This window comes from Streptomyces sp. NBC_00539, assembly GCF_036346105.1.
Taxonomy (GTDB): Bacteria; Actinomycetota; Actinomycetes; order Streptomycetales; family Streptomycetaceae; genus Streptomyces.
The window spans coordinates 4008387-4022907 of the sequence record NZ_CP107811.1 but is presented as its reverse complement, the minus strand read 5'-3'; the positions used below and the strand labels follow the sequence as shown (position 1 = coordinate 4022907).

The following is a 14521-nucleotide window of genomic DNA, read 5'->3' as shown; positions in this document are numbered from 1 at the left end:
ACCGATTTGCGGATCTTCCGCACCCCCCGGGCGGGGGTCTCTCCGCTGGTCAGCCGAGGGTGAGGTACGCGCGCCAGCCACCGGCCGGCTGCCGGCCGGGGGTGAGGGCGCGCAGCTTGGCCAGCAGCCGCGGGTCCTGGACGTCGAGCCAGTCGGCGAACTGCCGGAAGGATACGAGCCTTACATCCTTTTTGTCCGCGATGCCCTTGAGGGCTTCCTCGACGGCGTCCATGTAGATCCCGCCGTTCCACTCCTCGAAATGGTTTCCGATGAACAGGGGCGCGCGGTTGGTCTCGTACGCCCGCTCGAAGCCCCCGAGGTAGGTGGCGGTGGCCTGGGTGCGCCACGCGGGGTAGTTGCCGGGAACGCCCCGGGTGGTGTTGACGGACTGGTTCGCGAGGATGTTGTAGTCCATCGACAGCACCTCGAAGGAGTGCCCGGGGAAGGGCATCGACTGCAGGGGCAGGTCCCACAGGCCCTCCCGCTTCTGCGGCCACCGCTGGTCGCCGCCGGGCGAGGAGGCGTCGTAGCGCCAGCCCAGCTCGCGGGCGGTGGGCAGCAGGGCGTCCTGGCCGAGCAGGCAGGGGGTGCGGGCGCCGACCAGCTCCTTGCCGTAGTCGAAGGGCAGTGGTTCGAGGTCGGCGAACCCGGTGTTCGTCCGCCAGTTGGTGACGAACGACACGGCCTGTTCGATCTCGCTCCGCCAGTCCTGCGGGCTCCAGTGGGCGACGGAACCGGAGCCGGAGCAGAAGTGGCCGTTGAAGTGGGTGCCCACCTCGTGGCCGTCCAGCCACGCCTGGCGCACGTGGGTGAGGGTGGCGCGGATGTGCTCGTCGCTGAGGTAGCCGATGTCGGAGGCGCCGACCGGGTTGCCGGGCGGCCGGTAGAGCTCCCTCTTGGACTCCGGCAGCAGGTAGAGCCCGGACAGGAAGAAGGTCATGGCCGCGCCGTGGTCCTTGGCGACCTTGAGGAAGCGCGGGAAGAGGCCGTTGCCCACCTCGCCGGCGCCGTCCCAGCTGAACACCACGAACTGGGGCGGCGTCTCGCCAGACTGGAGCGGGACGGGGGCGGGCGGCTGGTGCGGCTGCGGGCCGGTGTCGGCGGTGGAACCGTCGCCGAGCAGCTTGACCGGGGGCGGACCGGGGTTCGGCCCGCGCGTCGGGGCCGGGCCGCCCGGACCGGACGAACTGCCGCCGCATCCGGCGATGCCGGCCGCCGCGGCGCCAAGTCCCAGGCCGAGCACCGCCCTCCGGCTGTAGTCGCGCACTTGGCTCATGAAATGTCATACAAACCGACATTCAGGCGGAGCGGGAGGGTGACACGGCTCCCCCGGAGCGGCTTGTACGAAAACAGGCCAACTCTTGGCACGCTCCAGGCCGAGCACGCCCGAGAAGGGCGGCCGGGGGGCGGTGTGGCCGGGGCGGCGCCGGGCGGCCTGCGGCGGGGCGGCCGGGCAGCCTGGGGGCGGGGCCGGGCGGCCTGGCAGCCTGGGGGCGGGGCGGCTTGCGGTGGGGCGGCGCCGGGCGGCCGGGGCCCGTAGCCCCGTGCCGCCCGGCCGGGGCCTACGCGCCGAAGGCCTTCGACTTCCCCTTCACCGGCTTGGCGCCCGCCAGCAGATGCGCCGGGACCAGGTCCCGGGCCGGCTCGCTGTAGCCCACCGACACCAGCGCGTCGCCCTGGAACGTGAACGACGTCAGCGAGGCCAGCGTGCACTGACGGCGGCGCGGGTCGTGCCACAGCCGCCGCTTCTCGGCGAAGCTGCGCACGATCCAGATCGGCAGCTGGTGGCTGACCGCCACCGCCTCGTGCCCGCGCGCCGCGTCACGCGCCGCCTCCAGCGCGCTCATCATCCGCACGACCTGCTCGACGTACGGCTCGCCCCAGGACGGCTTGAACGGGTTCGTCAGGTGCTTCCAGTTCGCCGGCTTGCGCAGCGCCCCGTCACCGACCCCGAAGGTCTTGCCCTCGAAGACGTTCCCCGCCTCCAGCAGCCGCGCGTCGCTCGCCACGTCCAGACCGTGCGCCTTGGCCACCGGCGCGGCCGTCTCCTGCGCCCGCTCCAGCGGGGAGGACACGACGTAGGTGATGTCCCGCGACTGGAGGTGCTCCGCGACCCGCTCGGCCATCTGCCGGCCCAGCTCGGAGAGGTGGTAGCCGGAGCGGCGGCCGTAGAGCACACCGTCCGGGTTGTGCACCTCGCCGTGCCGCATCAGGTGGACGACGGTGATCTCGCCCGGCGTGCTGCTGCTCATGCGGTGGCCTCCGCGGCGGCGCGGGCGGCGGCGGGCAGGGCGGCGGCGATGCGCTCGACGGCCTGCTCGTCGTGGGCGGTGGACACGAACCAGGACTCGAACGCCGACGGCGGCAAGTAGACGCCCTGCGCCAGCATCGAGTGGAAGAACCCGTTGAAGCGGAAGGCGTCCTGCTTCTTCGCGTCGTCGTAGTTCTTCACCTCGTCCTCGGTGAAGAACACGGAGAACATGTTGGAGGCGGTCTGCAGCCGGTGCGCGACGCCCTCCTTGGTCAGCGCCTCGGTGACCAGCTGCCGGATCTGCTCCGACACCGCGTCGACCTTGTCGTACGCCGCCCCGTCCAGCAGGCGCAGCTGCGCCAGACCGGCGGCGGTGGCGACCGGGTTACCGGAGAGCGTGCCCGCCTGGTAGACCGGGCCCGCCGGGGCCAGGTGGCCCATCACGTCCGCGCGGCCGCCGAACGCCGCGGCCGGGAAGCCGCCGCCCATGACCTTGCCGAAGGTCATCAGGTCCGGCTTGACCCCGTCGACCCCGTACCAGCCGGCGCGGGAGGTGCGGAAGCCCGTCATCACCTCGTCGGAGATGTACAGCGCCCCGTTCTCGCGGCACAGGTCGGCCAGGCCCTGGTTGAAGCCCTCACCGGGGGTGACGACGCCCATGTTGCCGGGTGCGGCCTCCGTGATCACACAGGCGATCTCGCCGGGGTGCGCGGCGAACGCCGCCCGGACCGCCTCCAGGTCGTTGTAGGGGAGCACGATCGTGTCGCCGGCCTGCGCTCCCGTGACACCCGGGGTGTCGGGGAGCGCGAAGGTCGCGAGCCCGGAACCGGCGGAGGCCAGCAGGGCGTCGACGTGACCGTGGTAGCAGCCGGCGAACTTGACGACCTTGGCGCGGCCGGTGAAACCGCGGGCCAGCCGGATCGCCGACATGGTCGCCTCGGTGCCGGACGACACCAGACGCACCTGCTCGACGGGCTCGATGCGCGCCACGATCTCCTCGGCGAGCGCGACCTCGCCCTCGCCCGGCGTACCGAAGGACGTGCCGCGGGCGACGGCGGCCTGAACCGCCTCGATCACGGCGGGGTGGGAATGGCCGAGGATCATCGGTCCCCACGAGCAGACCAGGTCGACGTACTCGCGGCCGTCGGCATCGGTCAGATACGGACCGGTACCAGACACCATGAACCTGGGCGTACCCCCCACGGCGCGGAAGGCGCGCACGGGAGAGTTCACGCCGCCGGGCGTCACTACGGACGCGCGCGTAAACAGGTTCTGCGAGACTGGGGCTTCATACGGATACGGGTAGCTCACACCAGCCATGGTCTCAGAGGCCGCGACAGACTTGCGGACGGGCGTTTCACCGCGCCACCCCGGGGGAGGTCACTGCCATGATGATCAGGCTGCGTGGCGGGGGCCGCGGGGCCGGGGCAGGCAATACCAGTCGGGTGGAGATATGCAACGCGGTGGTGGACCGGGCGAGGGTACGGACGGCCTGGACCCGCAGCGCGCCCGTGATGCCCGCCGTCGCGGCAAGCACCGGCGGCGCGGCACCGAGGCCGCCGATGCGGCACCCGAACCGATCGTGCCGCCGGACGCTCTGCCCAAGGGCCGTGGCATGGGCGTGACCTACAAGTACTTCGGCGCCCCGGACGGCGCGACGGCGGCGCGGGTGCCCGTCACCATGCGGCCGGAGGAGCTCGGCGGGGACGAGCTGGGCATGGGCGGCCTGTTCACCAAGATCAAGCCGGAGACCATGGCGGCGATGGTCCTGACCGGCATCGAAGGCATACCCCTGCACAAGGTGCCCCCGCTGGAACTGGTCGTCCTGCACCCCGACTACGCGGTGGTCAAGCTCCCGATGACGGTGGTCGACCCGCTGCGCGGCGTCGGCGAGGAGTCCGTCGGAGCGGCGGCCTTCATCTGGTCCACGGTCCCCGACCGCGGGGGGCCGAGCGACGCGTTCAACGTCTACCAGCTCCTGCACGAGTGGCAGGACTTCTCCCACCGCCTCCATGAGGCGGGCCACCAGGCGTACTGCCTCGTCTGGCCGTGACACCCGTCCCTTCGTGAAGCCCGTCCCTTCGTGAAGCCCGGCCTCACCCGGTCAGGATCTTGAGGGCGCGCTCGCGCAGCGGGGCCAGCCGGACGCGGGGGGCGCCGTTGTGGACGGCGTTGGTGACGATGACCACGTAGCGGCCGGTGGCGGGGGCGAGGTAGAGGCTCGTCCCGGTGAAGCCGTGGTGGTAGGCCACCGTTCCGCCGGCGGCGAGGATCCAGCCCAGGCCCCGGTAGAGGCCCGGCTCGATCTCCGCCTGGGGGGCGAGGCTCTCGCGCAGCCACAGCGTGAGCGGGCTCGCGTGGCCCGAGGGGGTGGGGCGCGCGTGGCCCGAGGGGGTGGGGCCCGTGCGGCCCGAGGGGGTGGGGCCCGTGCGGCCGCCCAGCAGGTGCTCGGCGTACGTGGCGAGGTCCGCGGCGGGCGCGAAGACCCCGGCGTGGCCGGCGACCCCGCCCATCGTCGCGGCGTTCTCGTCGTGCACCACGCCCCACAGGCGGTCATGGCCGTCGGGGTGCTCGGTCGGCGCGACGTCGGGGGCCTGGGGGATCGGACCGTAGCCGGTGCGGCCCATGCCCAGCTCGGCCCAGAAGTCGGCGGCCAGGCGGTCCAGCGGCCGGCCGGCGACGTGGACGAGGGCCAGGCCGAGCAGGATGTAGCCGCGGTTGACGTAGCGGTGGCTGCCGGGCAGGTTCTCCATCAGCTCGTGGCAGATCAGCTCGTGCAACGGCCTGGAGGTGAGGTCGTAGAGGTCGAGGCGGGTCGCGGCCTGGAGGCCGCCGGTGTGCGACAGCAGCTGGCGCACGGTGGCTTCACCGCTGGGCATGGGGCCGTCCATCGGCGGCAGGTACGCCCGGACCGGGGTGTCGAGGTCGAGCAGCCCGTCGGCGACGGCCCGGCCGACGAGCGGCCAGGTCGCCGTGACCTTCGTCAGCGAGGCCAGGTCGTAGACGGTGTTCTCGTCGGGGGCCTTGGGGTTGGTGTACGGGGAGACGACCCCGGCGGAGATCACGGTCCGCTCCCCGGTGGCCGTACCGCAGACGAGGACGCCGCCGGGGGTGGCGCGGTCGGCGACGATCTCGTCCAGCGTGTCCCGCAGCCCGTGGGTCTCGGCGGTCGTGAACGGTACGGCCTGGGTCATCTCTGCCTCCGGGTGGTGCGGTGCGGTGGTGATCTGCGCACTTAGCGTGGCCAGAGCGGGTCCGGGCCGCCCGTCGCCGCGCCGGGCCGTGCGCCGGGTCCCCCGGGCGGGTGGCTCCCGGGCGCTCCGGGCGCTCCCGGGCGTTTGCGGGCCCGTCGCCGACCCGGGCTCCCGGCTCAGCGGCGCAGGGAGGTCTCCCGGTGCATGTGGGACAGCTTCTCGGGGTTGCGCACGGCGTACAGGCCGGTGATGAGGCCGTCGTCGATGCGCACCGCCAGGACGGTGTCGAGCGCGCCGTCGAGGTGGAGGACCACGGCCGGGTGGGCGTTGACCTGTGCCGGGCGCAGCGACGCCGTGGTGTGCCTGGCCAGTCCGGTGGCGAGGAGGCGGGCCACCTTGTCGGCCCCCACGACGGGCCGCAGGACGGCCTGCTTGATGCCACCGCCGTCACCGAGGAGGACGACGTCCGGTGCGAGAAGGTCGAGCAGGCCCTGGAGGTCACCGGTCTCCACCGCCCGCCGGAACGCGTCGAGCGCGCCCCGGGTCTCGGCCCTGGAGACCGCCGCGCGCGGGCGGCGCGCGGCGACGTGTGCGCGTGCCCGGTGGGCGATCTGGCGGACCGCGGCCGGCGTCTTGTCGACGGCCTCGGCGATCTCCTCGTAGCCGAGGTCGAACACCTCGCGCAGCACGAAGACCGCCCGCTCGGTCGGCGCGAGCGTTTCCAGGACGAGCATCATCGCCATCGAGACGCTGTCGGCCAGCTCGACGTCCTCGGCCACGTCCGGGGTCGTCAGCAGCGGCTCGGGCAGCCAGGAGCCGACGTACGACTCCTTGCGGCGGCCGAGCGTCCGCAGCCGGATCAGTGCCTGTCGGGTCGTGATCCGCACCAGGTACGCCCGGCGGTCCCGCACCGGGGCGAGGTCGACGCCCGCCCACCGGAGCCAGGTCTCCTGCAGCACGTCCTCCGCATCGGCGGCCGAGCCGAGCATCTCGTAGGCCACCGTGAACAGCAGGTTGCGGTGGGCGACGAACGCCTCGGTGGCGCCCGCGTCTTCCGTGTGCTCGCCGTGCTCGCTCTTCACCTGCTGCTCCTGCCTGCCGGCCTGCCTGTTCGCCGTGTCGGTGACACGCGCACGAGATGCCGCCGGCCGCCGCTTTGTGACACCCCCGGGCGGTGACGCTCGTCACAGCGCCGCCCCTGTCACAGGCGGCGGGTCGCCGGCATCTGGTGTTCGTTCCCGCAAGACACACGAGTGAGGACGAGATCATGGAAACCCGGTTCAACCTGTTCGAGAACGAGATCGCGGTCAAGTTCGCCAAGCGGTTCGCCAACACCGGCCTGGTGATCGACCAGTCGCCGCTGCCGAAGTCCACGCAGGAGCTGGTGTCGCTGCGGATCAGCCAGATCAACGGTTGCGGCTGGTGCATCGACATCCACACCAAGGAGGCCGCGGCCGCCGGTGAGAGCGCGGTCCGGCTCCACCTGGTCGCCGCCTGGCGCGAGTCGTCCGTGTTCACCGAGGCCGAGCGGGCCGCGCTGGCCCTCGCCGAAGAGGGCACCCGGCTCGCCGACGCCCACCAGGGCGTGTCCGACGAGACCTGGGCCGAGGTGCGCAAGCACTACGACGACGACCAGGTCGCGGCGCTGGTCTCCCTGACCGCCCTGATCAACGCGGCCAACCGTCTCGCGGTGATCGTCCACCAACAGGGCGGCTCCTACGAACCCGGCATGTTCGCGGCCCTCCTCGGCTGACCACCCCCACGACCGACCACCCGGCTCCGCCCGTCGCCCCGGGCCGCCGGCCCTCCGGGCCCGGGCGGGACCGGCGAGCCGCGCCGGGGCGGAGGGTCCCCGGGGCGGGGGGCGGCGGTGGAAATTCCGCCCGGGGCGTCGGAGGCGGATGGCATGCTGGCAGGGTGAACGGACCCGGCATTCAGCTCACCCTCGCGCCCGAACTGCACGTCTTCGCCGCGCCCAGTCGGCGGGCCGAGCGGGTTCCCACCGTGACCGACGGCGCCTCCAGCGTCGGACACGTCGTCGAGTCCGCCGGCGTCCCGCTCACCGAGGTCGGCCGGCTGCTCGTGGACGGGCAGGAGGTGCCCGTCTCGTACGTCCCGCAAGCAGGCGAGCTGGTCGAGGTGTTCGGCGTCGACCGCCCCCAGCGGATCCCGCAGCGCAGCGACGACGGCACCCCCCTCCGGTTCCTCCTCGACGTCCACCTCGGCACGCTCGCCCGCCGCCTGCGCCTGCTGGGAGTCGACGCCGCCTACGAGAACGAGGACATCGGGGACCCCGCCCTCGCCACCCGCTCCGCCGCCGAGCGCCGTGTCCTCCTCTCCCGCGACCGCGGCCTGCTGCGCCGCCGCGAGATCTTCGCCGGCGCGTACGTCTACAGCGACAACCCCGACGAGCAACTGCGCGACGTACTCAGCCGCTTCGCCCCGCACCTCGCACCCTGGACCCGCTGCACCGCCTGCAACGGACCGCTCCGCGAAGCCGACAAGGACAGCGTGGGCGACCGCCTCCAGCACGGCACGCAGCGCTCCTACGACGTGTTCGCCCAGTGCACCGACTGCGAGCGCGTGTACTGGCGCGGCGCCCACCACGCCCGCCTGGAGCGGATCGTCTCCGAAGCCGTGGCCGAATTCGGCCCCGGCGACAAGGGCCGGGGCGACGGAGACGGTGACGCCGCCGCGTGAGGTGCGGCAAACTGCCGAGGCATGACTGCCGCTGAGGACCACACGCCCCACGCCGTCGTCGACGTCGCCGTCGTCGGAGCCGGACCCACCGGGCTCCTGCTCGCCGGCGACCTCGCCGCCGCAGGTCTCTCCGTCACCCTCATCGAGCGGCGCCCCCAGACCGCCGCCAATCTGACCCGGGCCTTCGCCGTCCACGCCCGCACCCTCGAACTCCTCGACGCGCGCGGCATCGCCGACCAGCTCGTCTCCACCGGCCGACGGATCGACCGGCTGCGCCCCTTCGGTGGCATGGCCCTCTCCCTTCAACGGCTGAGCTCCCGCTACCCCTTCGTACTGATCACCCCTCAATATGAGACAGAGAAACTGCTGGAGCGCCGAGCTCTGTCCACAGGGGCGGTCATCCGATATGACTGCGAAGTCACCGGCCTCCACCAGGACCACGACAGCGTCACCCTCGACATCACCACCCCCGCCGGCCCCGTGCGGCAGACCGCCCGCCACGTCGTCGGCACCGACGGCGTCCGCTCCACCGTCCGCCGGGCCCTGGGCCTCCCCTTCCCCGGCAAGGCCGTCGTCCGCTCCATGGTCCTGGCCGACGTACGGCTGACCGATCCCCCCGAGGACTTCCTCGCCGTCAACGGCAGCGCCGACGCCTTCGCCCTCGTCGTCCCCTTCGGCGACGGCTGGTACCGCGCCATCGCCTGGCACCGCGACGGCCGCGCCGCCGACACCGACCCCGTCGGCCTCGAAGAGCTGCGCGCCATCACCCGCGCCGCCCTCGGCACCGACCACGGCATGCACGACCCCCGCTGGATGTCCCGCTTCCACAGCGACGAACGCCAGGTCCCCCACTACCGCGCCGGCCGCGTCTTCCTCGCCGGGGACGCCGCCCACGTCCACTCCCCCGCCGGTGGCCTCGGCATGAACACCGGCCTCCAGGACGCCGCCAACCTCTCCTGGAAGCTCGCCGCCGTCCTCCACGGCCACAGCCCCGACCCCGAGGCCCTCCTCGACAGCTACCACCGCGAACGCCACCCCGTCGGCCGGCTCGTCCTGCGCGCGAGCGGCGCCCTCGTCCGCACCGCCATGGTCAGCGACCCCGCCCGCCGCGCCGCCCGCGCGCTCGGCGCCGCGGTCCTCGCCCGGGTCGGCCCGGCCCAGGAGCGCGCGCTCGGCCTCGTCTCCGGCATCGGGATCGGCTACCCGCCCCCCGCGGGCACCCACCGCCCGACCACCGCGGGCCGGCGCGCCCCCGACCTGCCCCTCGCCGGCGGCCTGCGCCTCTACGAGGCCCTGCGCACCGGCAGCTTCGTCCTCATCACCCCTCCCGGACGGCCCACCCCGCCCGGGAGCCCGCTCTCCCACCACCACTGGCCCACCGGGCGGCCCCGCACGGCGTCCGTCCTCGTACGCCCCGACGGCTACGTCGCCTGGAGCTCCGAGCGGGCCGACGACACCGCCACCGCGTCCGCCGTGGCGTCCTGGCTCCTGCCCCGGCCCGCGCCGCACAAGGAACAGCAGTAGCAGAGGTCAGAAGGCGTACGAGTCCCCCGTGTCCAGGGCCAGCACCGCGTGCTCGTTGTTGCCGCTGTTGCGGTCGGCGGCGTCGCCGTTCCACCACGTGTCGACCCGTACCACCACCTCCGGAACCCGCTCCCGCAGCCCGAGCAGCAGCCCGATGTGCCGGCCCCTCCCGTGCGCGGGCAGCGGGCCGGTCTCGCAGACCACCTCGCGCCGCCCGGCCCGCGCGCACCCCTCGGCCAGCTCCTGCACGTCCCCGAGGTCCGCCGACAGCCGCACCCGCAGCGTGGCGTCGGCCAGCGCGGTCGGACCCTCGTTCTGCGGGACCAGCCACACCCGCAGCTGCCCCCGGTCCAGCGAGACCCGGCCGTGGTACGAGACGTCCGCCTCCGGCTCGGGCGCCCGGGCCCCGGCGCTGCCCGCGCCCACGGCACCGCCCAGCACGAGCAAGCCCGCCACCACCACACTCCGTACGGCACCACGGCGCACCGCCACCACCTCCACGCGCGGACGCTAGACCGCTCCGGCCCCCGCCGGTCGGACCATCACACGAACGAGGGCGCGGCGCGGCCGCCGGGGACGGCCAACCGGCTGAGCCGTGGCATCCGCCTATGCTGGCCGGGAATCGCCCGTACGAACGAACGACGAACGAGGAGCACGCCCATGAGCCCCGCCACCCGTACCGCCGTGGTCACCGGCGCGAGCAGCGGCATCGGCGCGGCCACCGCCCGGCAGCTCGCGGCGGCCGGCTACCACGTCGTCCTCACCGCCCGCCGCAAGGACCGCATCGAGGCCCTGGCCGCCGAGATCACCGACGCGGGCCACCGGGCCACCGCCCACGCCCTCGACGTCACCGACCGCGCCGCCGTGGACGCCTTCGCGGCGTCCCTCGCGCGCTGCGACGTGCTCGTCAACAACGCCGGCGGGGCGATCGGGGCGGAGCCCGTGGCCACCGGCGACCCCGCCGACTGGCGCACGATGTACGAGGTCAACGTCATCGGCACGCTCCACGTGACCCAGGCCCTGCTCCCGGCCCTGGTGGCCTCCGGCGACGGCACGGTGGTCGTCCTGTCCTCCACCGCCGGGCACTCCACCTACGAGGGCGGCGCGGGCTACGTCGCCGCGAAGAACGGCGCCCGCGTGCTCGCCGAGACGCTCCGGCTGGAGATCGTCGGGCAGCCCGTCCGCGTCATCGAGATCGCGCCGGGCATGGTCAAGACGGAGGAGTTCGCGAAGACCCGCTTCCGGGGCGACGCGGAGAAGGCCGAGAAGGTCTACGCGGGCGTCGCGCACCCCCTGTCCGCAGACGACGTGGCCGACACGATCACCTGGGCGGTGACCCGCCCCAGCCACGTCAACATCGACCTCCTGGTGGTCCGCCCGCGCGCCCAGGCCTCGAACACGAAGGTCCACCGCGAGCTCTGACCCACCCCCCGGGGGCGACCACGAGGAACCGGTTCCCGGACGCGACGCGCGGAGCGCGCGGTGAACGGCACACGCCGAACGGCGCGCGCTGGGCGGCGCGCGCCGGTCAGCCCTTGATGCAGATGACCTGCCTGAGCTTGGCCACCACCTCGACCAAGTCGGTCTGCTGGTCGATGACCTGCTCGATCGACTTGTACGCGCCCGGGATCTCGTCCACCACGCCGGAGTCCTTGCGGCACTCCACGCCCTTGGTCTGCTCCGCGAGGTCCCGCGCCGAGAAACGCTTCTTCGCCGCCGTCCGGCTCATCTTCCGGCCCGCGCCGTGCGAAGCCGAGTTGAAGGACTTCTCGTTGCCGAGTCCCTTCACGATGTACGAACCGGTCCCCATCGAGCCGGGGATGATCCCGTAGTCCCCGCTGCCCGCGCGGATCGCGCCCTTGCGCGTGACCAGCAGGTCCATGCCGTCGTACCGCTCCTGGGCCACGTAGTTGTGGTGGCAGCTGATCTCCCGCTCGAAGGAGACCTTGGCCTTGCGGAACTGCTTGCGGATGACCTCCTTGAACAGGCTCATCATCACGGCGCGGTTGAACTTCGCGTACTCCTGCGCCCAGAACAGGTCGTTGCGGTACGCGTCCATCTCCGGGGTCGCCGCCAGGAACACCGCCAGGTCCCGGTCGACCAGGCCCTGGTTGTGCGCGAGACCGCGGGCCACGCCGATGTGGAAGTTCGCCAGTTCGTTGCCGATGTTGCGCGAACCCGAGTGCAGCATGAGCCAGACGGAGCCGTCCGTGTCGATGCAGACCTCGCAGAAGTGGTTGCCCTGCCCCAGGCTCCCCATCTGCCGCATCGCACGGTCGCGCCGGTACTTCACCGAGTCCGTGACGTGGTCGAAGCGCTCCCAGAGATCCCCGAACCCGGCCGCCCCGAAGCCGTACAGCCGCGCCGGGTCCACGGCCTCCTTGTGCATGCCCACGCCCACCGGGATGGCCTGCTCGATCTTCGAGCGCAGTCCCGACAGGTCGCCGGGCAGGTCGTTCGCGGTGAGGGAGGTCCGCACGGCCGACATCCCGCAGCCGATGTCGACGCCGACCGCCGCCGGGCACACCGCGTCCTTCATCGCGATCACGGAACCGACCGTGGCGCCCTTGCCGTAGTGGACGTCGGGCATGACGGCCAGGCCCTTGATCCACGGCAGGGTCGCGACGTTGCGCAGCTGCTGCATCGCGTGGTCCTCGACCGACGCGGGATCGGTCCACATCCGGATCGGGACGTTCGCCCCGGGTACCTCTACGTACGACATAACGCCCTCAAAACCCCGTTAATCACAGGAAAGTCGGAATACGCAAAAAGCCTCGCTCATAGCCCCATAGCGGACAAGGAACCGGCGCCGGCACCAGCGTGTGCGATAGACATTGTGTCCAGCCGTGCCCCAGCCACGGCAAAGCAATTTCCTGACCGCCGGGCAGCCGGCCGGCCGAAGGGAGCCACAGGACGTGCAGCGCAAGGCGGTACGACGGCGGGCCCTGCCAGGCGTCGCGATGCTCACCGCGCTCGTGGCCGGGGTCACCGGCCTCACCGGGTGCACCGAGACGAGCGGCCCCGGGACCACCACCGACGCGAAGGCCGGCGGCAGCTCCGCCGTGCCCGCACAGCCGGGGAAGTACCGCAGCCTCCCCGCCCCGTGCAAGGCCGCCGACCTCAAGCGGCTGCGCGGCATGCTCCCCGCCGACGAGAGCCTCACCGCCGAACAGCGGGAGTTGCTCTACGCCGGGACGGCGGACGCCTCGTACGACGCCGACAGGCGCGTCGGCTGCCGCTGGACCGCGCAGACGCCCTCGGAGACCCGGCTGTTGTCGGTCGGCTTCGAGCGCGTGGTCTCGTACGACCGCGCCGCCGCGAGCGACGACGACAAGGCGCGGCAGGTGTACGTACGCCGCCTCACCGACGCCCACCTCCCCTTCCCCGGGGCTTCGGCGACGCCCTCCGCGCCCGCCGCACCCGCCACGGCTCCCCCGGTCCCCGCCGCTCCCGTCGCGACGGCTTCCGGCGCGACCGCCGGCGCGACCGCTCCCGGCTCGGCCCCGAACCCGGCAGGAGCCGGCGGCAGCCCGAGCGGAAGCCCCACCCCCACCGCCCCGCCGGAGCTCGGCTCCCGCGTGCTGGAGGGGCTGGGCAACGAGGCGTACATCGAGGACAAGCTGAGCCCGGCCGGCACCACCGCCCCCCAGTCGCGCACCGTGCGCACTGTGTTCCGTACCTCGAACGTCATCGTCACCATCGAGTACAGCATCCAGCCGTCCCAGCCCGGGGTCGTGCCCTCCAGCGCGGAAACCCAGGACAAGGTCCGGCAGTTGGCGCAGGCGCTCGTCGAACGGTTCAACGACTGACCGCACGCGCCCCCGGGGGGCGCGCGCGGCCCGCGTGACGGCGCGCACAGCAGCCGGGCGCCGGGTCGGGCTACCGTTGTTCGAGTCCCGCGCCCCGAAATGGCCCCAACGACTGAAGGAAACATGCACCGATCAGCCTCGCGCCTCACCCGCGTTCTCGCCTGCGCAGCCGTCCCGGTGATCCTCACCGTCGCCGGATGCTCCTCCGATTCGGGCAAGGCCTCGGGCTCGGACGGCAAGAAGTCCGATTCCTCCGCACCTTCCAAGCCGGGCGCGAAGGCGTCGCCCACCCTGGAGAAGGTGGCGTTCGCCACGCTGCCGGAGCCCTGCAAGGCGGTGCAGTCGAAGACCATCGACTCCCTCGTGCCCGAAGCGAAGGACAAGAACGGCACGGCGACGAAGTCGAACGACCTCTCCAGCCGCGCCAGCTGCTCCTGGAACGGTCTCGACGAGGACGGCCTCAAGGGCTCGCAGTACCACTGGCTGTCGATCTCCCTGGTCCGCTACGACTCCCACGCCACGCTCGGCAGCGGCAACAAGCGCGCCGAGGAGCAGTACAACAAGCAGGTCGAGACGGCGAAGAAGGTCGACGGCGCCCACGACGTCAAGGTGGAGCAGGCCGGCGGGATCGGTGACCAGGGCACCTCGGTCGTCTACGGCGTGAAGAAGGACGTCGACTTCTTCAACACCACCATCGTCGTGCGCGACAAGAACGTCGTGATCACCCTCGACTACAACGGCGCCGCCTACGAGGGCGCCGCCGCCCCCGACCAGGGCAAGCTGCTCCAGGACGCCGTCGCCGCCGCCAAGGAGACGGCCGCTTCGGTCGAGGCCGCGGGCACCGGCCAGCCGGCCCCCGGCCAGGGCGGACAGCAGGCCCCCGCGCCGTCGCAGTCCGCGCAGGGCCAGGGCCAGGGTCAGGGGCAGGGGCAGGGCCAGGGCCAGGGGCAGGAGTCCAAGTCCCCGGAGCCCTCGAAGTCCGCGGACCAGTAGGAAGCGCCCGGTCGAAGCCGGCGGAATCGGCGGGAGCAGGGGCAGAGGTA

14 protein-coding genes are annotated in these 14521 nt (G+C 72.8%); 7 read left to right on the top strand and 7 right to left on the bottom strand.

The features are described from left to right. Window positions 1-49: 49 nt before the first annotated feature. The 3 genes from OG861_RS18115 to hemL form a co-directional block, all read right to left on the bottom strand. Entirely contained in the window at window positions 50-1267 is a 1218-nt protein-coding gene (locus OG861_RS18115; protein ID WP_330261981.1) for a hypothetical protein, read from the bottom strand. 295 nt (window positions 1268-1562) lie between these two features. Continuing rightward, window positions 1563-2252: a histidine phosphatase family protein gene (locus OG861_RS18110; RefSeq protein ID WP_329196045.1), complete on the bottom strand. Its 690-nt coding sequence runs from the start codon at window positions 2250-2252 to the stop codon at window positions 1563-1565. After that, window positions 2249-3571, bottom strand: a complete 1323-nt coding sequence (gene hemL, locus OG861_RS18105) for a glutamate-1-semialdehyde 2,1-aminomutase (protein WP_329196047.1) — start codon at window positions 3569-3571, stop codon at window positions 2249-2251. Before hemL ends, OG861_RS18110 begins: the two co-directional genes overlap by 4 nt. A gap of 295 nt (window positions 3572-3866) precedes the next feature. Between hemL and OG861_RS18100 the strand changes: the two genes are divergently transcribed. Further along, window positions 3867-4304, top strand: a complete 438-nt coding sequence (locus OG861_RS18100; protein WP_136216611.1) for a hypothetical protein — start codon at window positions 3867-3869, stop codon at window positions 4302-4304. Between the two features lie 43 nt (window positions 4305-4347). On the opposite strand, the gene OG861_RS18095 is transcribed toward OG861_RS18100, so the two are convergent. Together OG861_RS18095 and OG861_RS18090 are read right to left on the bottom strand one after the other, a co-directional pair. Continuing rightward, window positions 4348-5445, bottom strand: coding sequence for a serine hydrolase domain-containing protein (locus tag OG861_RS18095; RefSeq protein WP_329196049.1), 1098 nt, complete (start codon window positions 5443-5445; stop codon window positions 4348-4350). A 176-nt stretch (window positions 5446-5621) separates the two neighbouring features. Continuing rightward, window positions 5622-6527, bottom strand: a complete 906-nt coding sequence (locus tag OG861_RS18090; protein WP_329196050.1) for an RNA polymerase sigma-70 factor — start codon at window positions 6525-6527, stop codon at window positions 5622-5624. A gap of 185 nt (window positions 6528-6712) precedes the next feature. Between OG861_RS18090 and OG861_RS18085 the strand changes: the two genes are divergently transcribed. The 3 genes from OG861_RS18085 (at window position 6713) to OG861_RS18075 (ending at window position 9669) form a co-directional block, all read left to right on the top strand. Next, window positions 6713-7198, top strand: a complete 486-nt coding sequence (locus OG861_RS18085) for a carboxymuconolactone decarboxylase family protein (RefSeq protein ID WP_329196052.1) — start codon at window positions 6713-6715, stop codon at window positions 7196-7198. 164 nt (window positions 7199-7362) lie between these two features. Continuing rightward, the gene (locus OG861_RS18080; protein ID WP_329196054.1) at window positions 7363-8145 is read left to right on the top strand and encodes a Mut7-C RNAse domain-containing protein; all 783 of its coding nucleotides are present in this window, start codon (window positions 7363-7365) and stop codon (window positions 8143-8145) included. 21 nt (window positions 8146-8166) lie between these two features. Further along, entirely contained in the window at window positions 8167-9669 is a 1503-nt protein-coding gene (locus tag OG861_RS18075) for an FAD-dependent oxidoreductase (protein ID WP_329196056.1), read from the top strand. 6 nt (window positions 9670-9675) lie between these two features. Here the strand turns inward: OG861_RS18075 and OG861_RS18070 are convergent, their stop codons facing one another. Continuing rightward, a complete protein-coding gene (locus tag OG861_RS18070; protein ID WP_329196058.1) occupies window positions 9676-10170 on the bottom strand; it encodes a hypothetical protein in 495 nt (164 codons plus the stop codon). Window positions 10171-10329: 159 nt separating this feature from the next. On the opposite strand from OG861_RS18070, the gene OG861_RS18065 reads away from it, so the two are divergent. Then, complete coding sequence (locus tag OG861_RS18065) at window positions 10330-11091, top strand: SDR family oxidoreductase (RefSeq protein WP_329196060.1); 762 nt, start codon at window positions 10330-10332, stop codon at window positions 11089-11091. A 106-nt stretch (window positions 11092-11197) separates the two neighbouring features. Here OG861_RS18065 and OG861_RS18060 read toward each other — a convergent pair whose 3' ends face one another. Continuing rightward, window positions 11198-12391, bottom strand: coding sequence for an RtcB family protein (locus OG861_RS18060; RefSeq protein WP_329196062.1), 1194 nt, complete (start codon window positions 12389-12391; stop codon window positions 11198-11200). A gap of 193 nt (window positions 12392-12584) precedes the next feature. Here OG861_RS18060 and OG861_RS18055 point away from each other — a divergent pair, with 193 nt between their 5' ends. Together OG861_RS18055 and OG861_RS18050 are read left to right on the top strand one after the other, a co-directional pair. Continuing rightward, window positions 12585-13478, top strand: a complete 894-nt coding sequence (locus OG861_RS18055; RefSeq protein WP_329196063.1) for a DUF3558 domain-containing protein — start codon at window positions 12585-12587, stop codon at window positions 13476-13478. A gap of 123 nt (window positions 13479-13601) precedes the next feature. Next, a complete protein-coding gene (locus tag OG861_RS18050) occupies window positions 13602-14471 on the top strand; it encodes a DUF3558 family protein (protein WP_329196065.1) in 870 nt (289 codons plus the stop codon). The last annotated feature ends 50 nt before the right edge of the window (window positions 14472-14521 follow it).